The organism is Pseudomonas sp. Z1-12 (assembly GCF_051132015.1).
In the GTDB taxonomy this organism is placed as follows: Bacteria; Pseudomonadota; Gammaproteobacteria; order Pseudomonadales; family Pseudomonadaceae; genus Aquipseudomonas; species Aquipseudomonas zanjanensis.
Genome location: NZ_CP071647.1, coordinates 4,562,424 through 4,587,539, shown reverse-complemented (window position 1 = coordinate 4,587,539; position 25,116 = coordinate 4,562,424). Strand labels below are relative to the sequence as shown.

The following is a 25,116-nucleotide window of genomic DNA, read 5'->3' as shown; positions in this document are numbered from 1 at the left end:
TCCCGCTCAATTTGTGCTCAGTAGCTGATGCTGACGCTCGAAGCACCGCGCGCTTTGAGTTCACGGATGATTTCTTCGACTGTCGCCTCAGCCAACAATGCTTCGCTCGGCGCCGTTTCCGCAGGAATTACTTCGGAACCAAAAAGAACACCATTCAGCTTATCCCACGTCTCTTGGCGAGGCGCACAGAAGCAGGAGTGGTCGCGATTCTCGTAGCGAGAAGGCATGGCAGGGTTAATATTAATGGCGTGTGCAAGTTGGGTGAAAGTTAGTCCTTTTTGTTCGCGCGCAGCCTTCAGTGCCTCTGGAAAATCTTTGCTTGTTGGGAATGGCAGCATTTTCAACATCCTCTGTGTTTTCGTGTTTGGCTGATAATACAGTACCAATACTGTATTGCAAGTTAAAAGTTAGTCATCCGCAGGCAGGGCCTGCACCTACGTCTCTGGGAGACAATCAATGCTGAAATTCCAACTGGATACCCTGGAAGGGGTAGATGAAGCCGTGCGCGCTCTTTACACCGAGAAGGACGGTAAGTTCGTGCTCGGCATTGAAGGTCTGCCGCAGCCTGAAGATGTCTCGGGCTTGAAATCCAAGGTCCAGGAGCTGCTGGACGAGAAGAAGGCTGCCGACAAGGCACGCAAGGATGCCGAAGAGCAGGCCCGCCTCGATCGCGAGGAGGCCGCTCGCAAGTCCGGCAACGTCGAAGAGCTCGAACGATCCTGGACTGAAAAATACAACCGCCGCGAAGCTGAGCTGAACGGCATGCTGGAACAGGAGCGTGGAACGCTGGGCGGACAGATCCGGGATCTGACCGTTGGCCGTACCGCAACTGACATCGCGTCCGCCCTGGCAATCCCGGGCAGCGCCAAAGCCCTGTTGCCGCACATCGAGCGCCGCCTTGGCGTCGAGCAGCGCGACGGGAGGCCTGTTGTGGTCGTCCTCGATCCGCAGGGCAAGCTCTCGGCGGCAACGCTGGATGAGCTGAAAGCAGAATTCGCAAACGACACGGCCTTCGCGCCGTTGATCGCGGGTAGCAAGGCATCTGGCGGCGGGGCTGCGGGTGCTGGAGGTGGCGGCGGGGCCGCAAAAGGAAAAATCGGCGGCACCAAAGAGGAACGACAGGCAGCAATTGCGAGCCGGTTCCCGGATCTCCCTCAATCGTAAGGAAATAACTCATGTCCCTGTCGCAAATGCAGGTTTTCAACGAATACATCATGCCGGCGACTCTCGAGACGCTGGACCAGTATCTCGCTGCTTTCAACGCCGCCAGCCGTGGCGCAATCGTGCTGTCCCCGGACGGCTTCACTGGCGACTTCCTCCAAGAGTCGTTCTTCCAGACTCTGGCAGCGGCCCAGCGTCGCGTGGATCGCTACAGCGCAAACACCGCTGTTGCTGCTACCGACCTGACCGAACTGAAGAACACCTCGGTGAAAGTTGCCGGCGGCTTTGGTCCGATCCGCTACGAGCCATCGCAGATGACCTGGTTGGAGCGTCCAACGGCGCAGGGCGTCGAGGTTGCGAGCCGCGCGTTCGCTGAAATCCTGCTGAAGGATCAACTGAATACCGCGATCGCCGCCCTGGTCGCTGCTATCACCGCCCAGGCTGCTGCCGTCAACGATGTGTCTGCTACCGCTGGCATCACCTACGCCGGACTGAACAACGCCCACGCGAAGTTCGGCGACGCAAGCCAGAACTTGGTCACCCAAGTGATGCAGGGCACCAGCTACCACAAGTTGGTCGGCCAGAATCTGGCGAACCAGCAACAGTTGTTCCAGGCCGGCAACGTCCGCGTGGTGGACATCCTCGGCAAGATATCCATTGTGACGGATGCCCCGGCGCTGATGCAGGCGGGTACGCCGAACAAGGAAATCATCCTGTCCCTGGTCCAGGGCGCCGCCCTGGTTCACGACGGCCGCGACATTGTCAGCAACGTCGAGACCACCAACGGCAAGGAGCGCATCGAGACCACTCTCCAGACCGACTACACCTTTGGCTTGGGCCTCAAGGGTTACACCTGGGACACCACCGCCGGGGGCAAGTCTCCAACCGACGCCGAGCTGTCTACCGGCACCAACTGGGACAAGACCGCTACCAGCATCAAGCACACCGCCGGTGTAGCTCTGATCGGTGACGCCTCCAAGTAACCCTTCATAGCTGAGCCGGGTATCTCGCCCGGTTCGGTGAGGACATGATCATGAACGATAAAAACGTCTGGTATCTGCCAGGTCCGTTCCATCAGTATCTGGAAGATGTAAAAGCCCTGGCGAAAAAGGCAGGCCTTCGCATCATCGACGCGAACGTGACCGAAAGCCGTGAAGATGCGGCCGAGGACACTCCTAAGGTAACGATCAGGGCACCGGCACAGCCGTTTGTTCTGGTCGTTGACGAAGGCGAGCAATTCGACGTTGCCGAGTTGGTTGCCCAGCTTCGCGGCATTGCTGTCCTCATCAATGCTGTCGAAGGCTTGGCGCCGCTGGAGCATCCTGGCGCTGGCGAACTGGCTATTCGCCTGTTCGATGTTCTGAAGAGTATCAATGAAGGCATGGATCACCTGGATGGCCTGCGTAGCACGTTGGCGGATGAAAACGAAGCGCTGCGAGGAGAGGTCGAAGCGCTCAAAGCAGCAGCCGACCAGTCGAAGGCCGAACAAGATAAGACCTCAGCTCTCAAGGCCAAGCTCGACGACGCGGGTGTTTCCTACCGCTCCAATGCTTCGATTGAATCGCTGGAAAAGGCTGTCGCTGAACTGTCCAAGGACTGATACTTCGGTCGATCATCAGAACCCAACTTGCGAGTTACTCCATGACACTCATCATCGAGGACGGCACCGGCAAGCCGGACGCCGAAAGCTACGCGAGCGCCGAGGATCTGGCGCTGTATGCCGTGAAGTTCGGCGTCGTCATTCCTGCTGATGCGCCCGCGCAAGAAGCGTTGCTTCGCCGGTCCGCCTTGGCGATGGATGGTATGACCTGGAAAGGTCGGAAGATGAGCAGCGATCAGGCGCTGGCCTGGCCGCGTCGAGGTGTTGAGCTGGACTGCGAGATCAAGCCGGACAACTACCTTCCTGCGCGGATTCAGTACGGCCAGATGGCATTGGCTGCCGAGATCCATGTCGATGACATTGATCCGATCGAGCAGCGCAAAGGTGCGATTACCCGAGAGCGTGTTGAAGGCGCAGTTGATCGCGAGTACACGACTATTTCAAACACCAGCGGGCGACTGTTGCCGGCTGCGCCGGATCGGCCGAGTGCTACGCAGTTTGCTGATTACTTGCAGAGGCGTGGGCTATTCGCTGTTCGGGCGTAACGCTACATCCCGAGTTCATGCTCAAGCAGCTCAGCTTTAAAAATTTTGACAAGTGATTCTTCGCTACTCCCTTTGATAGCGGCAGCCAGTACCGTTATGGGGACAGGAGAGAAATCCCCAACTGTGGGCACATATTTGTCCTGAATATCCTTTGTTAAGCATTCAGCTCTGGTGCCGAGCAGTACGAGTCGTATCCGTTCCCGCAACGACATCCTATACGGGTACTCCGCAAAGCGACCCTGGTCAATCGACCTTTCGAGATGAGAGATTGCCTCCAACAAATAGGTGCCTTTTTCTTGATTGTTCATCCGAATTCCTTGGGTAATTTCCATGACCTTCTACGAAGAAATGGCCGTGATGGCTCTGGACATGATCACAGAGTTCGGTCAGCCCGTAATCATCCGGGATATCAAGTTAGGTGAGTACGACCCTGGCACAGGCACCGTGCCACCGGATACCGTCGTTGAGCAGACCGCCCAGGGCATTCTGCTGGACTTCACCGGGCAAGAATTCCAAGCCAACAGCCTCATCAAGGTTGGCGACAAAAAGCTCAAGATCGCTGCGCAGGGCCTGGATTGGCCTCCGAGCCTTCTGAACAAAATCATCGTTCAGGGGCGCATATGGTCGATCATTCCGCCGCTGAAAGAGATCAACCCGGCCGGCACGCCGATTCTTTATGAACTGCAGGTGAGGTCATGAGCAGGGCAGGCGCCGGGCAATCTGGCAGCTTCACGCTGAGCCTGGCCGAGTTCGCTCAACAAGCCACGGAAGCCATCGACGCGAGTCTGCGCGAGATAATCATCGAGGTGGGCAGCAGCGTCATACGCATGTCACCGGTGGGGAATCCCGAGATCTGGGCACAGAACACCGTGGCTCGCGAGTACAACAAGGCCGTCGACGACCATAACAGCGCGCTACGCAGCGACCCAGCCAATCTGACCAAGGCCGGACGGCTGAAGCCTGGACGGAAGCTGAACGATGGCATGGATATCATCGCACCGGAAGGTTATGTGGGCGGGCGGTTTCGGGCCAACTGGCACCTTTCGATCAATGTCGTTGAAAACGTCACGTTTGACGAGGTTGATCCTGGCGGGCAGGCGACGATAGCTGCGCTGGTCTCGGCGGTCAGTGATTTCACGGCGGGCCAGACTGCCTACCTCATCAATAACCTTCCATACGCCATCCCGCTGGAATTTGGGCATTCGACCCAGGCGCCTGGCGGCATGGTTCGTATCACCGTGGCCCGCTTCCAGCAGATCGTGCAGGAGGCCATCAGGAATAACCAGGTATGAGCCACAAGATCATCCGCTCGCTGTTGGAGTCGCGCCTGAGCGCCTGGGCGAGCGATCGAACGCCAGTGTTGCGCATCGCGTACCAGAACGTTGCGTTTACCCCGAACAACGACGAGACGTACCTGCGAGCGTTTCTCCTGCCGGCCGGTACCGACAGTAACGACCTGGCCGGTGCACACCGGCTGTACACCGGCTTGTTTCAAATCACCATCGTGACACCGACAGGCAATGGCCCCTCGGGTGCAGAGACGATCGCTGACGAACTTGCAGCGCTATACCCCCTCAACGACCGGTTGATTCGCAACGGCCTCACAGCCCTGATCATGACTCCGGTTGAGCCAGGTCCCGAACAAACTGAGAACACCGCGTTCGCCTTGCCCGTCTCGTTCCAGTACCGAGCCGACACCACTTAATCCGCCCGTTGGGCAACCCAGAAACCCGCCATCGAGCGGGTTTCGTCATTTCTGCACAGAGGAAAACCCATGAGCGTCTCGATTCCCAACGGCACTACCTTCGAAATCGCCAGCGTCATGAGCGCTGCGAAGCCGTTCACTGCAATTTCCAACGCCAATCCGGCTGTCTTGACCGCAGCGGCCCATGGCCTGGCCGATGGCGACATCATCGTCATTGACTCGGGCTGGGCGAAACTCAACGGTCGTCCGTCTCGGGTGATTGACTCCGATGTCGGCGACTTCGCCGCGGAAGGGATCAACACTACCAGCGTCAAGAGTTTCCCGGCTGGTTCTGGGGCAGGCTCTGTCCGAGCCGCCTCCAGTTTCATTCAAATTTCCCAGATCACTGAGCCGGCCGCCAACGGCGGTGAGCAGCAGTTCCTGACCTACGGGTTTCTGGAAGATGACGACGACCGTCAACTCCCGACCACCAAATCGGCCAGCAGCATGACGCTGCCGGTGGCAGATGATCCCCATCAACCGTTCGTTGCGGTCGTTGAGGCTGCGGACGAAGACAAGGAGCCGCGGCTGATTCGCGCAAATCTCCCGTCTGGCTCGACCATCCTTTACTACGCCTACGTGTCGATCACTGCGACGCCGACGCTGAGCCGGAACAACATCATGACCCGGACCATCACTCTGTCGTTCGCGTCCCGTCCAACTCGCTACAACGCCTAAGGAGGCCTCATGGCAAAGTTTTCAATCGCGCCGAAGCCGACCTTTACGGTCGACGTAGCGATACCCCAGGTGGGCGGCAAGCCGGTCATGGTCCCGTTCACGTTTCAATATCGCGACCGCACCGCCCTGGCTGAGCTGTTTGACGCTTGGAGTGCAAAGGCTGAAGCCTTGAACGAACGTTTCAAAGGCACTGAGCCAACCATCTCCGATATCACCCAGGCGGAAGTCGAGCAGGGTGTCGAGCAGGTTCGGGATCTGGTCGTTGCATGGGGTTTCAGCGACAGACTGAACGACGAGTCCATCACCGCTCTGGTGAAGAGCTGCATCGGTGTTTCGGATGCTGTTGTGAAGGCGTACAGCGACGCCTTCGGCAAGGCCCGCCTGGGAAACTGACCGCCGCCGCCCGGGCGCTCTACGAGCCAGCCGCAACCGCCGAGCAATTGGCGGTATTCGGATTCTCCCCTGAAGACTATGACGAGACGTTCGAAGTCTGGCCGGACGCCTGGTCTTCGTTCCTCGTCATGGACGCCATGGGAACGCAGTGGCGTACCGGCGCGTGCGGCGCTACCGGACTTGATTATGCCGTGCTGCCCAGCGTGATGCGCCTTATCGGCGTGCCTGCAAAGGATCGCCCGACAGTTTTCCAGGACATTCGTGTGATGGAGTCGGAAGCGATCGCCGTAATGGCTGAGTTACGCGATAACCGCCCGTGAGAACGGGCACCTATTCAAGGTGAGTCGATGAACATTGCAGAACTCGGCGTCAAGATCGACTCGGCCGATGCAATCCAGGCCAAAACGAGTCTGGATGAAATGGCGAAGGCCGGCGGCCGCGCCGAGAAGTCCGCTGTTTCGCTGATGAACGAAATGCAGGCCCTGGAGAAGTCGCTGTCCACCGGCGCCAAAACCACCCAGGACCTAGCAAAGCAAAGAGACGCTCTCGCCAAACTGACCAAGACCGGCGCCTATGGCGAGGCTGAGTTCACCAAGATCACCGCCCAGCTCGACAAGCAGCAGGTCGCCCTTGCAAAGTCCACCATGGATGAGCAGAAGGCCCTGAACAGCCTTTTGGGTGCCATTGATCCGGCCCGCGCGGCACTGGCGAAGCTGGACAAGCAAGTCGAGGATCTGGGAAAGCACCTCGACGCCGGGCGGATCAGTCAGGACGAGTTCAATTCCTCGCTGAGCAAGATCGACAAGGACTACGCGAAGCTAGAAAAGACCGCCACGGGGTTCGACAAGCTGCGTCTCGGCACCCGCCAAGCCCAGGAAAACGTCGTTCAATTGGGTAATGCGCTGTCCTCGGGTGACTGGGGTAGCGGTGTGCGTGCTGTCGCTCAGTTGGGCGCTGGCGCGGAGGTGTCCGCCGCCAGAATGCTGACCATGCTTGGGCCTCTCGCGCTCGCGGCAGCCGCTGTAGGTGTCCTGGCGTACTCTTACTACAGAGGCAGCGAAGAACAGGACAGCTTCAATAAATCACTAATACTGACCGGCAACTACGCAGGCGTAAGCGCCGGGCAGCTTGGGGATATGGCGCGCCAGGTGGGCGCTACAGTCGGCACAACCGGGCAGGCCGCCGAAGTGCTGGCGCTGCTGGCCGGGAATGGCAAGATCGCTGGCGAAAGCTTCCTGGGCATAACCCAGGCCGCCGTGTCGATGCGGGAAGCCACCGGCAAAGCAATCAAGGAGACGGTAGCCGAGTTCGAGAAGATCGCCGACGAGCCGGTGAAGGCCTCGGCCGCGCTCAACGAGCAATACCACTACCTGACGGCCTCGGTTTACTCCCAAATCGCAGCGCTCGAAAAACAGGGCGACCATGCCGGCGCGGTGAAGCTGGCAACCGAGCAGTACGCCGACGCAATCAACGAGCGTACTCCGAGAATTCTGGAAAACCTGAGTTTTTGGGAGAAGGGGTACAACGCGGTAGCGCGGGCAGCGGATAGCCTGAAGAACCTGGGTCGTCCGGATATCGATGCTGACATCGACCAGGCCCGGCGGAATCTGGAGCAGGCTCAATCAGGAAATGTCGGGGCGTTTCAGAACCAGAAGAAAATGGTTGAGCTCTATGGCAACCAGCTCAACATGCTCGAGGATCAGAAGGCTGCGGCGGAGGACATCGCCAAGTGGGAAGGTGAGCAGGCCAAAGCTCAGCGGGATGCTGTCACGGCGATGGGCAAGGTTGATGCCTTGAGCAAGTCCGCCTGGACGAATGAGCAAAAGCGCGCCGACGCACTGAAGGAGTACAAGCGGCAGCTCGACGATATTCGCAAAGTCAGCCCCAACGATGCGCGTCTGAATCAGGCCGTGGTCGATAAGAACATTGCGAATATCAACGACCAGTTCAAGGATCCGAAGGCGGCTGCAGGTGCTGTCGACCTGACCAGCTTCAACAACTCGAAAAACGCGCTCAACGAAATTCTGTCCGATTACAAAAACGCCCAAAAGGAACTGGACGCAGCCCAAAAATCTGGTCTTGTCTCGCAGTCTGACTATCTGCTGAAACGCCAGGCGATGATCGGCAATCAGCGCGACGAAGTAACCGCCGCTTACGAGGCGGAAATCTCGGCGCTTGAGGCGACCAAGGGTAAAGCCGGTACGTCAGCCGCCCAGCGTATCCAGTTGGACCAGAAGATTGCTGACGCGCGCTCGGCGATGGTCAAGGCTCAGAAGGAATCCGATTCTGAGCTGGCCGTGCTGTCCGCGAACGAAGAGGGCCGCCTAAAGAAACAGGCCCTGGCCGTCAACACTTATACCGGGGCACTGCAACGCCAAGTTGAAACGCTTCGAGAGCAGGGGATTCGAGCAGCATCCGGCCTGGGTCAGGGTGATCGGCAACGTGGGCTGACAGATCAGCAGAACGGCATCGACGATCGCATCAACCAGCAGCGGCTCGAACTGGCGAATCAGTACGGCGACGGCTCGCGCGGCATGAGCCTCGACGAGTACACGCAGAAGCTCAACGCACTGAAAGCCACGCAGCAGGATCTGCACGACACAGTGCTGGCCAACTACGACGATATGACCGCAGCCCAGGGCAGCTGGAGCGCTGGAGCATCGTCGGCCTGGCAGAACTACCTGGAGTCGGCGCGGGACGTGGCCGGACAGACGAAAAGTCTGTTCACCAATGCCTTCAGCTCGATGGAGGACGCCATCGTCAACTTCGCCATGACCGGGAAGTTGTCCTTTGCGGATTTTACCAAGTCCATCCTAGCGGACATGGCGCGTATTGCGACCCGGGCCGCGGCGTCTTCAGCAATGGAGGCTTTGTTCGGCCTTGCGGCCTCTGCCGCCGGATCGTATTTCGGTGGCGGCGCAACGTCGGCCGGCTCCACCCAGGCAGGCTACTCCGGCGACCTATCAGGCTTCACCCCGGGCAGCATTCAGGCCAAGGGCGGTGCGTGGTCGGGCGGCGTGCAGATGTTCGCCAATGGCGGAGCCTTCACCAACTGCATCGTGAGCAAGCCGACCGCGTTCGGCATGTCCGGCGGCGGTATTGGGGTAATGGGCGAGGCCGGGGAAGAGGCGATCATGCCGCTGACCCGCACGGCTGGCGGCCAACTGGGCGTTCGCGCTATCTCGGGTGGCGGTAGCGGTGGCGGGAACGTTTACAACTTCCCCGTCGCGGTTTCTGTCCAGACCACCGGTGACGGCGGCACGACCACCACGGAAGACACCACGCAGTTGGGCAAGGGCATTCAGCAGGCGGCCAAGACTGAAGCCGATACAGCAATTGCCCGGGGCTTGCAGCCAGGCGGCGCCATCTGGCGCGTTATCAACGGGAGGGGCTGATGGCTATCGAAACATTCACCTGGCCCACCCAGCACGGAGACGCGCCCGAAATCACGTATCGGGTGCGTACCTCCCGGTTCGGGAGTGGTTACAAGCAGACCGCCGGCGATGGGCCCAATAACAAGGAAGACAGCTATCCGATTACCTATACGGGCCCCCGGGCTAGCGTGAAGCAGATCATGGATTTCTTCGACCGACACGCCGGCGACAAGGCTTTCCTCTGGACCACACCATTGGGGCAGTTGGGGCTGTTCACCTGCATCAATCCGGTCCCAACCCCTGTTGGGGGCGGGGTCTTCAAGCTAACGGCCACGCTCGAACGGGCCTTCCATCCATAAGGGGCAACCATGCCGTTGATCAGTGACATCCAGGTTCTTGAGCCTGGCAGCGAAGTGCTGCTCTTCGAATTGGACGGCTCCGACTACGGTGCGGACATCCTGCGCTTCCATGGGCACGCGATTCCGCATACACAGGCTGAGCTGATCGCCGCCGGCTCTGCCGCTGATGAGCTGCCGGCGAAGCCTATCTACTGGCAAGGCAACGAGTACAGCGCCTGGCCGATGCAGATCGACGGAATTGAGTCCAACGGCGACGGCACGGCGGTTCGTCCCACGCTGTCGGTGGGCAACGTCAACGGCCGCATCACTGCCTTGTGCCTGGCCTTTGATGATCTGCTCGAGTTCAAGTTGACCATGCGGCACACGCTGGGCACGTACCTGGATGCCGAGAACTTTCCATCCGGCAACCCAACGGCAGACCCAACCCAGGAGACGATCGAGGTCTGGTACATCGACCAGAAGACGAACGAGGACGGGGAAACCGTGACCTGGGAGCTTGCTAGCCCGGGTGATGTGGGCGGGGAGTCCATAGGACGCCAGGCCACGACCCTGTGCCATTGGTGCCTCACCGGCGGCTATCGCGGCCCGAACTGCGGCTACACCGGACCCTACGTGACAACGGACGGGGTGGTCACCGATAACCCCGAACTGGACGAATGCGATGCCACGCTGGGCCGGGGCTGCATTCCGCGCTTCGGCGAGGGCAATCCGCTGCCTTTCGGCGGCTTCCCCGCCGTTTCCCTGATCGCCCGGAGCTGACCATGCGCAAACACATTTTGAGCGCGATCCAGGCGCACGCGGCGACCGAGTACCCGAAAGAGTGCTGCGGGCTTCTGCTGGCCCTAGGCCGGAAGCAGAAGTACTTTCCATGCAAGAACATCGCGACGGAGCCGAACGAGGAGTTCAGCATCGATCCGGAGGAATACGCCGCGGCTGAAGACCTTGGCGAGATCATCGGCATCGTTCATTCGCACCCGGACGCCACCAGCCGGCCGTCGCCGCGCGACCTGGCGATGTGCGAAGCCACGGCCATGCCCTGGCACATCCTGAGCTGGCCGGAGGGCGACCTGCGTACCGTGGTGCCCACGGGCGAGACACCGCTGCTAAAACGCCCATTCGTCCACGGTGCCTGGGACTGCTGGCAGGTTTGCGCCGACTGGTACAAGCGCGAGTGGGGGCTTGAGTTCGAAGCCTTCAAGCGCGCCGATGGCTGGTGGGAGAGCAGGGACAGCACCAGCCTGTATGAAGCGAACTACGAAGCCGCCGGCTTCTACCGGGTCAATCAGCCGCAGCGCGGCGACATGATTGTGATGGAGGTAGGCCGGACGGTTCATCCTAACCACGCTGGAATTTTTCTCGGCGCGGAGCCGGCGCTGCCCGGCGAGGATGCCCAGACGTCTGGACCAGGGCCGTTCCTGCTGCACCACCTGTATGGGCGCCCGAGCGAAATCATCGTCTTCGGCGGTCCCTGGCATGACAGAACACGACTGATCCTCAGGCACAAACATATCTGGGCGACCCACTAAGTGTGCCTACGGCACGCGTCGTAGATCGGTGAGATCAACACTGCAAAGGAAATTGTGTACCCATGAAATCAGATCCTTGTGAGTCTGAGCAGACTGAGCGCGCGGGTAAATCGTTATTAGAAATTGCGGCTCTTTTTCACGGAAGGAAAATGCCCGATACTTCCATTCCACATTACTGCGAAGCGCATCCGCCAGGCCCGGATATGCAGCGCAATTCGTCGCATTCCACTGGAGCCATTGAGGGTAGATTGCCTTGATGGCGTCTTCGTCACGGGCGATAGCGGGATCGCGAGGGGTGAATTCAATATAGGTGTAGTAAACCCCGTCAATATCGCCTGCAATACATCCTAACGTCATGAATGCCCGGCCTGGCTTGTTCATGGAGATGAGCAAATCCCTGAGACCGTTTTCCTCAGTGGCCTCATGGATGATGTCGATCAGCTCCGGGTTGGCGACTAGGTCAATGCCGCCATTGTTCCTGTCATCATTGACAGATATCTCGGCCGGTTTAAACGGCCAAATGGCATAGCCTGTAGAGTCGTCATCCTTTTTCATTTCGGCTTTTACCGCTTGACTCGCTACCACATTGACCTCCAGGTCATAAACGCGCCGATATTGGCGCAATCCCAGTCCTTGGGCTTGCAGGCAAAGGACTGGGGAATCCATTGAATGGCTCGCCAGTTAGTCGTTCCAGTCCTTCACAATGTAAAGGCTTGGTTTTCCATCTTTGCCTACTGGCTCGAATTCGAAGACAGCGGTGGATGAGCTTTGTTCGCTATGGAATCTGATGGTTCCGGCCCACGGATTTTTCGATGAGATCTCAACGCTCCGATGCAAGTGCTTTAGATCCGGATATCGCTCGCTGATTGCTGTTTCTAGTAGCTGAGATACATCTGGTGTCATTACAGGAGTTTTTGCCATCTCACGTTTCCTTTTGCTGTGAGATCACAAGGCTACTATTCATCAGCACTACGCGTTACTGGGGATTCGTACAGGCGGAAAGCGGTGGTACAGTCGGCTCTTTAGGGATGAGGAATAGCCATGAGGATTATCAACTTCGTCGCCACTGCCGTACTGGCGCTTGTGCTTGCAGGCTGCGCCGGGACTAACTTTTCGTATGATGATGCCAGGAAGGTCAAGGTCGGGATGACCGAGGACGAGGTAACTCAAATCATGGGGCCTCCGTACTCTGTCGTTTCCAGGGCGGACGGTCAGATGTGGGTATGGAGCCATGCGAACGGGATGAGCGGAGCAAGCCGCGTGATTTCCTTCAGAATGGTGGACGGGAAGGTCGTAGAGGTGCCTGTGATTCCGTCCAGCTTCAAGTAGTTTCCAGAGATTGAATGCCGGCCCAGCCCACCCGCTGGGCTTTTTCATTTCTGATATCTTGTGGCCATCTTCCACAGGAGTGACCCCATGAGATTGTTCTTAGGCGCGGTAGCTGTTGCTTTGCTGGCGGGGTGCTCATCGCCATCCGATCTGATGTCCTCTGCCCCGGTAGTAACTGTTGCGTCTGCCAAAACGCCAAAAGCCTTTGCTCTTTGTGTATTTCCTGAATGGCAGGAACACAACTCGAATGCGAGCATGAGCGAAACGGCGACCGGGTACCGGCTCGTTAGCGGTTTCGCACAGCAAACGGACGATGTGCTGGATATTAGCCAGGCCAAGTCTGGCAGCGTCGCAAAGCTATACCAGCGTGTGGCGTGGTCTCAGCTGGGGCGGGGCGGGCTTCGAGACTCGCTTCAGAAATGTCGATAAATACGAAACCGCCGAAAGGCGGTTTTTTTATGGTTGGAGAAAATCATGGCTAGTGCTTCGTTTGCCAGAGGCATGACTACGGTCAAGCTTTCAGGCTCTCTCGCCCGAAAATTTGGGAGAAACCACCCGCGACAGATTGATTCAGGGACGGCTCGTGAAGTGTTCAAGGCATTGAACTGCACGATCGATGGCTTCGAGAAGGAAATCAAACGGCTGGCTTCCCTGGGCATGCGCTTCGCAGTGTTCCGCAATCGCAGGAACGTAGGTGAAGCAGAGTTCGAACTCGGCGGCACTCGCGAGATTCGAATCGTCCCGGTGGTAGAGGGGAGTAAGCGTGGTGGCGTACTGCAAACCGTGGTGGGCGTGGTTCTGCTGGCGATTTCCTATGTATTTCCAGTCACTGCACCATATTTAACCCCTGCGGGTATTGGGCTGATCGCCGGCGGCGTCATCCAGATGCTCAGCCCCCAGGCATCGGGCCTCAAGCAGAGCGCCGGGCCTGAGAACGCGCCGTCCTATGCCTTCGGCAGCGCCAAGAACACCACGGCCAGCGGCAACCCCGTCCCGATCTGCATCGGCGAACGCCGGTGGGGCGGAATGATCATTTCAGCCTCGATCTACGCCGAAGACAAACAGTAACGAGATCGCAGCAAGCAGGCCGCCCATGAGGCGGTTTTTTTTTCGCCTGGAGGAAAGCATGGGCGCAGCACAGCAGATAGAAATCCACGGCGCGAAGGGCGGAGACAAAAAGCCTAAGTCTCCGACTGAGGCCAGCGACAACCTGCGCTCGACGAACGTGGCGAAGCTGCTCATTGCGGTGGGAGAGGGCGAGTTTGAAGGGGTGCCCACGGCTGCCGACATCTACCTGGACAACACGCCAATCAATGACGCCAGCGGCAACGTCAACTTCCCCAACGTGAAGTGGGAGTGGCGCTCCGGGTCTGTCGATCAGACCTACATCCCCGGAATTCCATCTGTTGAGAACGAGACATCGTTGAACATCGAGCTGCGCAGCGATGCGGCCTGGGTTCGGTCCGTTACGAACACCCAACTTTCAGCCGTGCGCCTGCGCTTCGCCTGGCCCGCGCTTCAGCGCCAGGACAACCAAGGCAACATTGGCGGCTATCGCATCGAGTACGCAATCGACGTGGCTACCGACGGCGGAGCCTATCAGCAGGTCCTGATCGATGCCGTAGACGGCAAGACGACCACCCGTTACGAGCGGTCCCGCCGTGTTGATCTGCCAGAGGCAACCACAGGCTGGCAGATCCGCGTCCGCCGCATCACGCCGAACCAGAACAGCAACAAGATTGCCGACACCATGCTGATCGCCGGCTTCACCGAGGTGATCGATGCGAAGCTGCGCTACCCGAACACCGCGCTGCTGTACATCGAGTTCGACGCCGAGCAGTTCACCAACATCCCAGCCGTTACCGTGAAGTGCAAGGCCCGGAAATGGCAGGTCCCGAGCAACTACGACCCGATCAGCCGCACCTACACCGGCACGTGGGACGGCAGCATGAAGCTGGTCTGGACCAATAACCCGGCCTGGATCACGTACGGCGTTTGCACTGAAGACCGTTTCGGTCTGGGCAAGCGCATCAAGGCGTTCATGGTCGACAAGTGGGAGCTGTACCGGATCGCGCAGTACTGCGACCAGCTCGTTCCCGACGGCCTGGGCGGCACAGAGCCGCGCTTCCTCTGTGATATGAACCTGCAAGGCAAAGCCGACGCCTGGACGCTGCTGCGGGACATCTCCGGCATCTACCGCGGGATGACCTACTGGGCCCAGGGCCAGCTGATCATGCAGGCCGACATGCCGCGTGCGCAGGACTTCGACTACGTATTCACCCGGGCCAACGTTATTGGTGGAAAATTCTCCTACGGCAGCGCCTCGGCGAAGACCCGGTACACCCGGGCCCTGGTCAGCTACGACAACCCGGCGAACAACTACGACACCGACGTCATTCCGTTTTCGGATCTGAGCCTTCAGCGCCGCTATGGGGACCGGCCAACCGAGTTGAGCGCCATTGCCTGCACCCGCGCCTCCGAGGCCCAGCGCCGGGGCAAGTGGGCGATCCTGAGCAACAACCTGGACCGAACCGTCACCTTCAAGACCGGGATGGAGGGCGTGATCCCGCTCCCGGGCCACATCATCCCTGTGGCCGATTCTCTGCTGGCTGGCCGGGAGATTGGCGGGCGGATATCGGCTGTGGCCGGTCGTGTTGTGACTCTTGACCGCGACACCCTGGCGAAGGCCGGGGACCGACTGATCATCAACCTGCCCGGCGGGCGCGCAGAAGGGCGCACCGTACAGAGTGTCGCTGGCCGTGCCGTGACCGTGACCGTCGCCTACAGCGAGGCGCCGCGGGCACAGCTTCAGTGGGCGCTGGATGCTGACGACCTAGCGATCCCGTTGTACCGGGTCCTGCGGACCAAGCGCACCACCGAGGGCGACTTCGAGATCAGTGCTCTGCAGTACGAGCCAAGCAAGTTCGCCTTTATCGACACCGGCGCACGCCTGGAAGACCGGCCGATCAGTGTCATTCCGATCACCGTCGTGCCTGCGCCTACGAGTGTCACAGTCGTATCGACCTCCTCGGTTGTCCAGGGGTTGGCCGTGGCCACCATGACAATCAGCTGGCCTGCCGTCGATGGGGCGGTGGCCTATGACGTCGAATGGCGAAAGGACAGCGGGAACTGGATCAAGGTCCAGCGCACCGGCTCGACCAACGTCGATGTAGTGGGCATCTATGCCGGCGCCTACGTTGCCCGCGTCCGCGCGGTGAGTGCATTCGACATCTCGTCGATCTGGCGTAACTCCGTGCTGACCGAGCTCAAGGGCAAGGAAGGCCTGCCGCCGGCGGTGTCGTTCCTGACGGCGACCTCGCTGCTGTTTGGCATCGGCCTCAAGTGGGGATTCCCTGCTGGCGCCGAGGACACCCAGCGGACAGAGATCTGGTACGGCCCAACCAACGTCCTGGAAAATGCCACGAAGCTGGCCGACCTGGCGTATCCCCAGAACGATTACAACCTGCAAAGCCTGCTGGCCGGGGCCACGTTCTTTTTCTGGGCACGCCTGGTGGACCGCACCGGGAACATCGGGCCATGGTACCCAGTCGGCAACGGGGTGCTGGGCCAGGCCAGTTCGAACGCCGGGCCGATCCTTGATTTGATCAAGGGGCAGATCACGGAAACGGAGCTCGGTGAGGATCTGCTCACGGAAATCGAGAAAATACCCGGCCTCCAGGACCAGATCGACGCGCTCGACGACATCCTGCTCTATGACCCGGCCAAGACCTATGTCAAAAACGACATCGTTCGTCAGGGACAGCGGCTGTACCAGGCCAAGGGGCCCGTGCCGATTAACAAGCCACCGCCAAACACCACTTACTGGCTCGATGTGGGGCAGTCGGTCGAGACGGCCAATGGCCTGGCGCAGCAGGTGGCGACCAATACCGCTGACATTACCGAGATCGACGGCGTGGTCACCGCCCAGGCCACGGCCTTCGAAGCCTTGCGGGCAGCGTATCGGGACGACAACGGGGAAGGGGAGCTGGCCGATGCAATCAAGGGATGGACCAGCACCGCGGCTATAGCCTCGGAGAGCAGCGTTCGAGCCTCTGAAAACGAAGCCTCGGCCCGGCGCCTGACCACTTTGGATGCCCAGGTGGCCGGCAACGCGGCGAACGTCACCCTGCTCGAACAGGCGGTCGTCACCAATCAGCAGGCCACGGCTCAGCAGCTTTCCCAGATCAGTACCACCGTTGGCCAGCAACAAACCGCTATCCAGCAGAACACGTCGATCATCAACGACGTGAACGGGAAGGTGAACACGAGCTGGTCCGTGAAGATGCAGTACAACTCCGGAACAGGGCAATACATCACCGCAGGCGTTGCCTTGGGCATCGAGAACGGCCCGGCCGGCCTGCAAAGCCAGTTCCTCGTGAGTGCTGACCGGTTCGCGATTGTGAACACCATCGCTGGCGGCGCCGTGTCGGTTCCGTTTGCGGTCCAGGGCGGCCAGGTGTTCATGAACTCGGCCTTCATCCAGGACGGCAGCATCACGATGCTGAAGATCGGCCAGTACCTGCAATCGGATAACTACTTAGCCGGCTCGCAGGGCTGGCGCTTGGATAAAGCCGGAAACCTGGAGTTCAACGGTCCAGCACCTGGCGGTGGGCGCCTGACCATGACCAATCGCGCGATCAAGGTCTACGACGAAAACGGCGTGAAGCGCGTGCAACTTGGAGATCTTTCGGCATGAGTTACGGGCTGGAAATCCGGGATGAGAACGGCAACGTCACGCTCGATCCATCGTCGTTCACGATGAGAGTTGTGTATAGCGGTGTAGTCACTGGAAGTAACTCAAAAAACTTCCAAACTATATCTGTGCCCGGGCTGACACCAACCAACGGGACTGCCTTTGTAGTCCCGATTGGAAGTTACGATATTAATCTGGCTTCGCAGCTTGAAACGGAAGTTATACTCGACGCTGTCCGCGTTTATAGCTATGTTCGAGGTCGCGAGCAGTACAGTAGTACCACTGGCGTAACAATGCGTCTAATCGCCATAAGGTTTTCCTAATGTCTTTCGGACTAGAATTCACAAACGATAGCAATGTCGTGACTGTAGATTCCGAGTTCACTCGGCTCGTTGTTTTGGCGAAGGGTACTTATTCGCCGACCCAAGAGTCTGGGCTAGGGTCTGTAACATCGTTTCCACGAACCATTACCAGCCAGGAGCCGCCGCTAGTATTTGTCCGTCCTGCCGGTAGTAGCGGTATAGCTGGCCTGTGCTTGATGCGGGTAATTGGGTCCCCCGGCGCTTGGACCGGCTTTTACGTGCGGGCCTACAACGAAAATACCTTGCAACCAAACGGTTCATACTTCGCTTGCGGGTTCGCAGCCACTGCACTTGCAGATTTTGGAATGAGGATTTGGGATGGTAGCTCAAAGCTTTTGTTTGATAGCGGCACCCCATACGCTAGATTTACAAGGTCTTTCCAGAACTGGACATATATAAAAAGTGATAACACCTCCCAGGGGGTGACCCGAAGCTATTACCGGGTCAATTTTGATTTTCCGGTTGGCGAATACATGCTTATCAACACGTTTAGCATGCACATGCTGGCTGATGACGGGCTAAATCGGTCGTTATATTGTTGGTGGGATTTTTCGGGCGGGAATCTCTACGCGATAACAGTTGGACCGTCCAATCCCATTGTGTTCTTCATGCCCGCTGTATTTGCGAAACTATAAAGGAAATTTTATATGCCCTGGTATAAAGCGGGGACGGTCAACGTCACCCTGAATTCCAATGCCGTTACAGGCACTGGCACCGCCTTCATCGTAAACAGCCGGGTCGGTGATGCATTTCGTGGGCCGGATGGCCGGTGGTATGAGGTCACCAACGTAGCGAGCAACACGGCGATCTCCATCGATCCTCCGTACATCGGCGCGACGGCATCTGGCGGCAGCTATGCGCTGGCACCCATGCAGGGCTACGTCAAGGATTCAGCTGATGCGCTTAGATCCATCGTGAACGCATACGGCTCCCAGCTCGCAGCCCTCAAGACCACCGGCAACTACGACGTGCTGCCGCTCAACAAGGGTGGTACTGGCGGTACGGATCTCCAAACCGCACGCGAAGGGCTGGGGCTTGGAACGGCCGCAACAGCCACGCTGACTACCTCCGCGGCTGATTCGACAGTCGGTCGCGTCCTCAGGGTCGGTGACCACGGTATCGGTGCTGAATCGTTGAACAGCGTCGCCGGGACCACTATCGATGCTCTCAGGTCCAATGGGTTCTATTATGTTGCGTCAGGCGCAAACCAGGGCAGCGCACCTTCTTCTACTAACGGTTACCTTTGGAACAGGAGTATCACGCAGGCTTACGCTATCCAAAATTATTACGTGGTCACAACCGGCGTTGAATACAAGCGAGTGCTCAACAACGGGACGTGGACGGCCTGGAGTGTGGTAGGTAGTCCTATTGTCGGGACGACGTCTCAGTCTGGCGGGGTTCCGACAGGAGCTATTATCGAGCGGGGCACAAACTCTAACGGAGAATATACCCGCTTCGCTGACGGTACTCAGATATGCATGGTTAGTATGCCTACCATAGCCCAAGCCGTTAACACTGCGTCAGGTACTCTTTTCCAATCGGCGAGCGTCTCTATTACTTGGTCAATGCCATTTTTTGCTACACCTACAGTTTCTAGTTTTGTTGGAAGGAACTCGTCTGACACAATCTCATTAGGAATTACATTGCGCACTGTTTCTAACGCAGCGTGCGATTTCAAATGGTGGAGCACTTTCTCTTCAGCATCGTTGGGAGTGTTTGGTTCTATTATTGCAATTGGAAGGTGGTATTGATGAAAATCATACTGAGTCCTCAGCGGCGAGATGACACGCTAGAAATAATAAAGAACGGCGATGTCCTGACGGTTAATGGCGAAGACTTCGACTTTACGCTAGTCGGCGATGGCGACACGTTACCGCGGCATGCAATAAATTCGATCTGGTTCGCTGGGGATGTAGATCGAATCAATGGCGAGCTGGTTCTGACACTGCTGCTCCCGAACCCCTGGAACTACAGCCCCGAACAGGCCTTCCCGGTTCCGCTCAAAAATGTCCTGGACGGCCCGGTTGTGTTCCCTGGACCACTTATCGAGGCAGGCATATGAGCAATATTGACTGGTCCCAACTGATTACCAAAGCCATCAAGGATGCCGCGGCAGCGGCCGCTCAACTGGCCGCGGCGAAGGCCGAGCTATCAGCCAGGAATGCCAGAGCGCTGGCGCAAATCGAGCGCATCCAGGATCGCATCGATACGATCGGCTTCGGCATCGACATCGGCGAGGCAACGCCAGAGGAGGAGGCTGAGCAGGTCGCGCTGGGAGCGCCGCTCAAGGCCTGGAAAACGTACAAGTTCGCCCTCGGCAAGGTCACGGTTCAGCCGACTTGGTACCAGGCGCCGGTGTGGCCTACTGAGCCGGCAATTCCCGAGATTATCGCCGCTCCGATGCTGGCCGCCGCTGAACCCATCTGACGTAACTAGAACACCGCAACCCGCCATCGAGCGGGATTTTTTTTGCCCGGAGAAAAGTTATGACCGCAACCGAGAAAGACCGCGACATCCTCGCGCGCACGCTGTGGGGCGAAGCCCGTGGCGAGAGTTTCGCCGGCCAGGTGGCGGTGGCCTGCGTCATCCGCAACCGCGTGAACGACGGTAAGGACCGTTCGTGGTGGGGCGAAGGCTACGCCGGCGTCTGCCTGAAGCCGTACCAGTTCAGCTGCTGGAGCCAGAACGACCGGAACTATCCTTACCTGAGCGGCGCCAAGCCGATCCCGCCGAAGCAGTTCGCCCAGGCGCAACGGGCGGCGGATCTGGTGATCTCCGGCCAGGAGCCAGACATCACCAATGGCGCGACCCATTACTACGCGACCACGATGCCGAAGCCGCCAGCCTGGGCCAAGGACGCAACCCAAACCTTCCGCCTGGGCAATCACATCTTCTTCAAGGACGTGCCATGAGCCCCGGAACTCTGAAGCTGCTCATCGCCGGGGTGGCCGTGGCGCTGATCCTGGCGATCAGCGCGACATGGAAGGTGCAGGACTGGCGGTACAGCGGGCAACTGGCAGAGCAGGCCAACGCCCATCTATCCGACCTCGCCAAGATCGGCAGCGCGGCCGCGGACCAGGTTCAGGCAGAGCAAGGCAAGCGCCTGGCCCTGGAGCAGCAGCTGACCACCAGTGACCAAACCCACCACCGAGCCCTTACCGATGCCCAACGTAATCAAGATCGCCTGCGCGATCGCCTCGCTACTGCTGATGTCCGGCTGTCAGTCCTACTCGCCGAGGATCCTGCCAGTTGCAGCGGAGTGCCTGCCACCCCCGGCGCCGTCGGCGTGGTTCATGGAGCCCGTCGAGCCCAACTTGACCCAGCGCATGCTCAAAGAATTATCGCCATCACCGATGCCGGCGACCGGGGGTTGATCGCGCTGCAGGCGTGCCAATCTTACGCCCGTTCGGTTTCCCGTTGATTTGAAGCAGCCGCCAACAAGTTAAGCTACGATTGAGATCAGCTAGCATAAAGAAACGATATGAAAGATGCGGCAGAGCAGATTTTTCCGTCGCAGCATGCAGTCTCGACATCTGGTATCTCCCGTGAAGAAATATGGAGGCTATAACATGAGAGAAGCAAGACCTGCGATACCGGAGTCTATTAGACGGCAAGTAAGGAAAGAGTGCTATTTCGGGTGTGTTTTATGCGGGTGTCCAATTTTCGACTACGATCACATGATTGACTATGCCCAGTTACCTGAACATCGTGTAGATAACCTCGTCTTGTTATGCAGGTCGCATCATACAGACAAAACAGGAGATAGGTTGTCTTTGGAGAGGGTCCGTTACGCCAGAGCCAATCCTGTGAATAAGCTCAAGTCTCTTACTTCGGCACATAAGCTTGAGGGCAACAAAGAGATTGAATTGTTGCTAGGTTCAAACCGCTCTGTAGTTAATCTGTCCTCGGAGAGGGACAGTCATTATGCTCTTTGGGTAAACGGTGTTGGATACCTAATGCTGCACTTCGAAGATGGCTGGCTGACATTTTCCATGAGATCCACGGATGCGCAAGGAAACGTATTGCTGGTAGTAGATAGAGGGCAGCTTAGTGTCGCCACCAATGCATGGGATTATAGATATGAGGGAACAAAGCTAAAGATATGGGAGGGCAAGGGGAAAGTGCTGTTTGAAGCAGATATTAGTAATTATAGGGTGCATGTTACAAAAGGCACATTCATAGATTCTCATCAAGACGGCTTCATTATAGAAGGAGATGTCATGGCCGCTGTCGCAGGCGGGACGGCTAAAAGTTGGTATGATGCCTGTGTGAGTGAGGATTGCGAGACTGGTAGTTGGGCTTTTGCACGAATGAATCTTTTACCAGAAGGAATTCCACGGGGGTTTGGTATCGTGCGGGCTATTGGAGAACTAAAGTTTTCGGATTGAGCATCGAAACGCTCGGCTCAACGCATTGGTTTATTACAGAGATCAATTCATCCTGCCTTCGAACGCAGGCAATAGGAAATAGGACTTGGAGCGCTGTGTGTGGCCCCGATTAGTCCAGGACTATTGTTCATGTGTTTCGTTTAATCAGATCGGGGCCTTGGTTCCTCACGTTTCCAATAGCCCGGTCGACCTTGAACCACTCGAAGGCCTCGGCCGGCTCGCCCTGATGCAGGACTATTTGCTCGGCCCGCTCCTTTGGTGTGGCCGGATCCAGCCACTCGCGGGCCAGGTCCGGCGTCAGCACTACCGGACGGCGGTCGTGGATGTCGACCATGCCGCCCACGCTGTCGGCGGTGATGATCACAAAGCCGTCGTGCTCACCCGGCTCACGGCCACCAGCGGGGAACTGGCCGATGGACGCGCACAGGACAGGAGCCTGGTCTCGCCGGCGGATCAAGTAGGGCTGCTTCTTGGGGCCGCCCTCATCGACCCACTCAAACCAGTTGTTGATAGGCGTTATGGAGCGGTTCGGCCAGATCGACCGGTAGAAAGGCCCGTGGGCGACTTTCTCGACTCGGGCATTGATCGGCGCTGCCCGGTCTTTGGCCCAGGCCGGCCGCCAGCCCCAGCGCACCAGATCGGCGTGTAGGACATCATCCTCCAAGTGGAAGAGGGCGAGCTGCTGCGACGGCGCGCCGTTGTACCTCTCCAGCGGCAGGTCGCCGGCAGAGTTCACCATGGGGTTGGGCATGCTCAAGGCGGCCACGAAGTCGTGGATGCCGGAGTACTGCGAGAGTCGTCCACACATGTTTAACCCCCTGAATTATGAAGATAGCTACGGCTCAAGAGCTTGGGGACGAAACCCTGGCCGTCGCATACAATGCAATCCTCTCGTTTGCCAAAGCGGTCTAGGCACGTCGAGCACTGACGGAATCTCGCCAGTTCCAGAAAGGGCCTGATTCTCTCCACGATGTCGACGTCCCGGGTTTCAGTAGCGACCTGGACGACATCGACCATCCAGCGATACACGTCTGGATCCTCAATAGCTGTGTACACCTTTCCCTGCACCATCCGCCTGGCCTCGATCAGGTCGAACTGCCTTCCGTCTGCCATAGTCAGGACCAACCCCTCGATGCTCCCGGTTTCCGTCGAGGAACTGTATTTCAGCACCAGCCCAGTCTCGTCCCGGTAAACCTTCCCATCATAGGGGCGGAGTGAATCGCTACTGCTTGCATCCAGGCGGAGAACAGAATGGAAAATCGTCCCGATCCTTGGCCCTCCGCCTCGGGGGAGGACGTCATAACCATATGAGGGCCGGAAAATAGTCGGGTTCGATTGCAGCTCTTCTACGGCGTGCCAGTACGCGGCGTTCGCCATTTCATCCATCTCGAATTGTTCAATCCGATCAATGAGCCCTTCCTCTGCTAGCCGGGCGCTTGACTCGAGGAGGGTGGAACGATGCGCCTCCGGGCTCTCCATTCGGAAGTCGTGGTCGTCGAGGGTTGTTCGCCAGAGCTGGATCCTCAGCGCCTTGGCCTGTTCAAAGTTCATGATGGGGATCGCTTGCTAGATACTGTTTGTATGTACAGTAATCGAGGCGATGAGATCCGGGCGAGTGTGAGCCGACGAGCAGCGTTATTTCATTCCGGCGCCATCAGCACGGCAAGCGTCAGCTTGATAAATTCTTCGTTCCTGTCGATGGTGTCCAGGGCGCCGCGCACGTTGTCGGCCACGTCAGCCGAGCCGCGTGCCTCTACCCAATTGGATAGCTCCATGATGGCGGCCTCAAGCGCGAGCTGGTTCTCGTTGATTTTGCACAGCAGGGAAGGGAGAAGGTCCGAGTTGGGCATGTGACGACTCCTTGGGCAATGGAGTCAGCGTAGCAGTTTGGGGAAGAGGGGCTTGTCGGCAGGACGCCGGAGGAGGGGCAATACTGTAGGAATATACAAGCCTAAGTTATTGATTCTTATAGGGTGATACGTCGAATTTAAAACACTCGGCAGGGGTAAACTTTCCTTTATTTTTCATGATGTTACACTTGCTTCACGGTCACCTTGACATGGTGGGGGTCGTTGGTTCGAGTCCAATCGCGCCTACCAAACAAAATCCGCTCTGCTGGGCGGTCTAGAAGGGCTCACCGAAAGGTGGGCCCTTTTTGCGTCTGGGGGTTTTTAACGCTGCGACGTAGGAGGTTTCTGAAAATCTCTTCAAGGGCACTAATCTGACCCCAAGCCCCTCGCCGGAGGTTTTTTATCGCGTTACGCTCTGAGCGTTTTCAGGAAAGAGGTTTGGTAAGGCGATGGATAGGCGTATCGGTGGCGTTAATGTGCAGTTTCTTATGAAACGTGTTGTTGCCGATCTGAGCAAGCTCGATACCGACATGAGTCAATGCACCAAGATTTTATGCGAGGAAAGCGTTCCCGAACGTTATCTGGAAGGCCACCCTTTTGGCCTGGTCGCAGATAACCTGAGGTTCGCAGAGAAGAAGCTCCGTGAAGTTGGCGCTCCGCTTGGGCGCGAAAAAGAGCTCAATACGCTGCTTCGAGCTGTAGCGAAGGCACGCTCGGTCGCGGCGATGAATAATTCCCTTATACGCCAACGCACCATCGTTCCGAATATCATCGAGAGCGATATCGACTTGGAAGGGCTGAAAACCCTGACGACACGCAACACTCAGCGTCTGATCGATCAAGTCGGATAGTGGTTATTCGAGTCGAAATCCATCCTGAATTGCGGGCTGATATCGAGTTGGCACTCGCAGCCCATCCTTTTGCACTAGGCCAGATAATCAAGGATTTTACCCGTTTGAGGGAAAACGGGGGCCGACCACGATTGTGATATGGTCCGATTACCAGCTCAAATCGTGGTCTGTCCTCGATTTTCCGTCGGCAAAGCCAAACCAGGCAGCCGTGAATGCGACGTAGACGAATATGAACATCAGCGCCTCAAACAGGCGCATCGCTG

The 25,116-nt window shown here is 58.1% G+C and carries 31 protein-coding genes and 1 tRNA gene; 26 read left to right on the top strand and 6 right to left on the bottom strand.

Translation table 11 applies throughout. The annotated features are described in order from the left end of the window. Positions 1–17: 17 nt before the first annotated feature. Positions 18–338: a helix-turn-helix domain-containing protein gene (locus J3P85_RS19665; protein WP_434703081.1), complete on the bottom strand. Its 321-nt coding sequence runs from the start codon at positions 336–338 to the stop codon at positions 18–20. Positions 339–456: 118 nt separating this feature from the next. Here J3P85_RS19665 and J3P85_RS19660 point away from each other — a divergent pair, with 118 nt between their 5' ends. From J3P85_RS19660 to J3P85_RS19645, 4 genes are read left to right on the top strand one after another with little or no spacing between them, the layout of a single operon-like run. Beyond that, positions 457–1,164, top strand: a complete 708-nt coding sequence (locus tag J3P85_RS19660; RefSeq protein ID WP_434703079.1) for a hypothetical protein — start codon at positions 457–459, stop codon at positions 1,162–1,164. An 11-nt stretch (positions 1,165–1,175) separates the two neighbouring features. Further along, a complete protein-coding gene (locus J3P85_RS19655; RefSeq protein WP_434703078.1) occupies positions 1,176–2,144 on the top strand; it encodes a major capsid protein in 969 nt (322 codons plus the stop codon). A 50-nt stretch (positions 2,145–2,194) separates the two neighbouring features. Then, the gene (locus tag J3P85_RS19650; RefSeq protein ID WP_434703077.1) at positions 2,195–2,761 is read left to right on the top strand and encodes a hypothetical protein; all 567 of its coding nucleotides are present in this window, start codon (positions 2,195–2,197) and stop codon (positions 2,759–2,761) included. A 41-nt stretch (positions 2,762–2,802) separates the two neighbouring features. Further along, on the top strand, positions 2,803–3,306 hold the full coding sequence (locus J3P85_RS19645; RefSeq protein ID WP_434703076.1) for a DnaT-like ssDNA-binding protein: 504 nt from the start codon (positions 2,803–2,805) through the stop codon (positions 3,304–3,306). Positions 3,307–3,308: 2 nt separating this feature from the next. Here the strand turns inward: J3P85_RS19645 and J3P85_RS19640 are convergent, their stop codons facing one another. Continuing rightward, the gene (locus tag J3P85_RS19640; protein ID WP_434703075.1) at positions 3,309–3,614 is read right to left on the bottom strand and encodes a hypothetical protein; all 306 of its coding nucleotides are present in this window, start codon (positions 3,612–3,614) and stop codon (positions 3,309–3,311) included. A 22-nt stretch (positions 3,615–3,636) separates the two neighbouring features. Here J3P85_RS19640 and J3P85_RS19635 point away from each other — a divergent pair, with 22 nt between their 5' ends. From J3P85_RS19635 to J3P85_RS19590, 10 genes are all read left to right on the top strand, one after another. Next, entirely contained in the window at positions 3,637–4,005 is a 369-nt protein-coding gene (locus J3P85_RS19635; protein ID WP_434703073.1) for a hypothetical protein, read from the top strand. After that, positions 4,002–4,598 (top strand): hypothetical protein, encoded by a 597-nt coding sequence (locus tag J3P85_RS19630; RefSeq protein ID WP_434703072.1) that lies wholly within the window; start codon positions 4,002–4,004, stop codon positions 4,596–4,598. Before J3P85_RS19635 ends, J3P85_RS19630 begins: the two co-directional genes overlap by 4 nt. Then, a complete protein-coding gene (locus tag J3P85_RS19625) occupies positions 4,595–5,011 on the top strand; it encodes a phage tail terminator-like protein (RefSeq protein ID WP_434703071.1) in 417 nt (138 codons plus the stop codon). The genes J3P85_RS19630 and J3P85_RS19625 overlap by 4 nt, the downstream gene beginning before the upstream one ends. A 69-nt stretch (positions 5,012–5,080) precedes the next feature. Continuing rightward, positions 5,081–5,728, top strand: a complete 648-nt coding sequence (locus tag J3P85_RS19620) for a phage tail protein (protein ID WP_434703070.1) — start codon at positions 5,081–5,083, stop codon at positions 5,726–5,728. Positions 5,729–5,737: 9 nt separating this feature from the next. Next, positions 5,738–6,121, top strand: coding sequence for a phage tail assembly chaperone (locus J3P85_RS19615; RefSeq protein ID WP_434703068.1), 384 nt, complete (start codon positions 5,738–5,740; stop codon positions 6,119–6,121). Positions 6,122–6,168: 47 nt separating this feature from the next. Next, complete coding sequence (locus J3P85_RS19610) at positions 6,169–6,441, top strand: DUF1799 domain-containing protein (RefSeq protein WP_434703067.1); 273 nt, start codon at positions 6,169–6,171, stop codon at positions 6,439–6,441. 27 nt (positions 6,442–6,468) lie between these two features. Next, positions 6,469–9,516, top strand: coding sequence for a phage tail tape measure protein (locus J3P85_RS19605; protein WP_434703066.1), 3,048 nt, complete (start codon positions 6,469–6,471; stop codon positions 9,514–9,516). After that, the gene (locus J3P85_RS19600) at positions 9,516–9,854 is read left to right on the top strand and encodes a phage tail protein (protein ID WP_434703065.1); all 339 of its coding nucleotides are present in this window, start codon (positions 9,516–9,518) and stop codon (positions 9,852–9,854) included. The genes J3P85_RS19605 and J3P85_RS19600 overlap by 1 nt, the downstream gene beginning before the upstream one ends. 9 nt (positions 9,855–9,863) lie before the next feature. Beyond that, a complete protein-coding gene (locus J3P85_RS19595) occupies positions 9,864–10,613 on the top strand; it encodes a phage minor tail protein L (protein WP_434703064.1) in 750 nt (249 codons plus the stop codon). Positions 10,614–10,615: 2 nt separating this feature from the next. Beyond that, positions 10,616–11,380 (top strand): C40 family peptidase, encoded by a 765-nt coding sequence (locus tag J3P85_RS19590; RefSeq protein WP_434703063.1) that lies wholly within the window; start codon positions 10,616–10,618, stop codon positions 11,378–11,380. A gap of 6 nt (positions 11,381–11,386) precedes the next feature. Here the strand turns inward: J3P85_RS19590 and J3P85_RS19585 are convergent, their stop codons facing one another. Further along, positions 11,387–12,046: a hypothetical protein gene (locus J3P85_RS19585; RefSeq protein WP_434703062.1), complete on the bottom strand. Its 660-nt coding sequence runs from the start codon at positions 12,044–12,046 to the stop codon at positions 11,387–11,389. A 375-nt stretch (positions 12,047–12,421) separates the two neighbouring features. On the opposite strand from J3P85_RS19585, the gene bamE reads away from it, so the two are divergent. From bamE to J3P85_RS19535, 10 genes are all read left to right on the top strand, one after another. Beyond that, a complete protein-coding gene (gene bamE, locus J3P85_RS19580; RefSeq protein WP_434703061.1) occupies positions 12,422–12,709 on the top strand; it encodes an outer membrane protein assembly factor BamE domain-containing protein in 288 nt (95 codons plus the stop codon). A gap of 474 nt (positions 12,710–13,183) precedes the next feature. Continuing rightward, positions 13,184–13,777: a tail assembly protein gene (locus J3P85_RS19575; protein ID WP_434703060.1), complete on the top strand. Its 594-nt coding sequence runs from the start codon at positions 13,184–13,186 to the stop codon at positions 13,775–13,777. Between the two features lie 58 nt (positions 13,778–13,835). Continuing rightward, on the top strand, positions 13,836–17,405 hold the full coding sequence (locus J3P85_RS19570) for a phage tail protein (protein WP_434703059.1): 3,570 nt from the start codon (positions 13,836–13,838) through the stop codon (positions 17,403–17,405). Between the two features lie 319 nt (positions 17,406–17,724). Further along, on the top strand, positions 17,725–18,399 hold the full coding sequence (locus J3P85_RS19565) for a hypothetical protein (RefSeq protein WP_434703058.1): 675 nt from the start codon (positions 17,725–17,727) through the stop codon (positions 18,397–18,399). Positions 18,400–18,411: 12 nt separating this feature from the next. Further along, positions 18,412–19,515 (top strand): pyocin knob domain-containing protein, encoded by a 1,104-nt coding sequence (locus J3P85_RS19560; protein ID WP_434703056.1) that lies wholly within the window; start codon positions 18,412–18,414, stop codon positions 19,513–19,515. Next, on the top strand, positions 19,515–19,826 hold the full coding sequence (locus J3P85_RS19555) for a hypothetical protein (protein WP_434703055.1): 312 nt from the start codon (positions 19,515–19,517) through the stop codon (positions 19,824–19,826). The genes J3P85_RS19560 and J3P85_RS19555 overlap by 1 nt, the downstream gene beginning before the upstream one ends. After that, on the top strand, positions 19,823–20,191 hold the full coding sequence (locus J3P85_RS19550; protein WP_434703053.1) for a phage tail protein: 369 nt from the start codon (positions 19,823–19,825) through the stop codon (positions 20,189–20,191). The genes J3P85_RS19555 and J3P85_RS19550 overlap by 4 nt, the downstream gene beginning before the upstream one ends. Before the next feature lie 59 nt (positions 20,192–20,250). After that, positions 20,251–20,676, top strand: coding sequence for a cell wall hydrolase (locus J3P85_RS19545; RefSeq protein WP_434703052.1), 426 nt, complete (start codon positions 20,251–20,253; stop codon positions 20,674–20,676). Further along, positions 20,673–21,185, top strand: coding sequence for a lysis protein (locus J3P85_RS19540; protein WP_434703051.1), 513 nt, complete (start codon positions 20,673–20,675; stop codon positions 21,183–21,185). The genes J3P85_RS19545 and J3P85_RS19540 overlap by 4 nt, the downstream gene beginning before the upstream one ends. Before the next feature lie 385 nt (positions 21,186–21,570). Continuing rightward, complete coding sequence (locus J3P85_RS19535; protein WP_434703050.1) at positions 21,571–22,152, top strand: hypothetical protein; 582 nt, start codon at positions 21,571–21,573, stop codon at positions 22,150–22,152. Positions 22,153–22,279: 127 nt separating this feature from the next. Here the strand turns inward: J3P85_RS19535 and J3P85_RS19530 are convergent, their stop codons facing one another. From J3P85_RS19530 to J3P85_RS19520, 3 genes are all read right to left on the bottom strand, one after another. Continuing rightward, entirely contained in the window at positions 22,280–22,960 is a 681-nt protein-coding gene (locus J3P85_RS19530) for an SOS response-associated peptidase family protein (RefSeq protein ID WP_434703048.1), read from the bottom strand. Between the two features lie 2 nt (positions 22,961–22,962). Next, complete coding sequence (locus J3P85_RS19525) at positions 22,963–23,703, bottom strand: hypothetical protein (RefSeq protein WP_434703046.1); 741 nt, start codon at positions 23,701–23,703, stop codon at positions 22,963–22,965. 89 nt (positions 23,704–23,792) lie between these two features. Beyond that, complete coding sequence (locus tag J3P85_RS19520; RefSeq protein WP_186707499.1) at positions 23,793–24,002, bottom strand: hypothetical protein; 210 nt, start codon at positions 24,000–24,002, stop codon at positions 23,793–23,795. A gap of 120 nt (positions 24,003–24,122) precedes the next feature. On the opposite strand from J3P85_RS19520, the gene J3P85_RS19515 reads away from it, so the two are divergent. After that, positions 24,123–24,251: transfer RNA gene (locus J3P85_RS19515), tRNA-Ser, on the top strand. A gap of 200 nt (positions 24,252–24,451) precedes the next feature. Beyond that, positions 24,452–24,853, top strand: coding sequence for a hypothetical protein (locus tag J3P85_RS19510; RefSeq protein ID WP_434703044.1), 402 nt, complete (start codon positions 24,452–24,454; stop codon positions 24,851–24,853). Positions 24,854–25,116 lie beyond the last annotated feature (263 nt).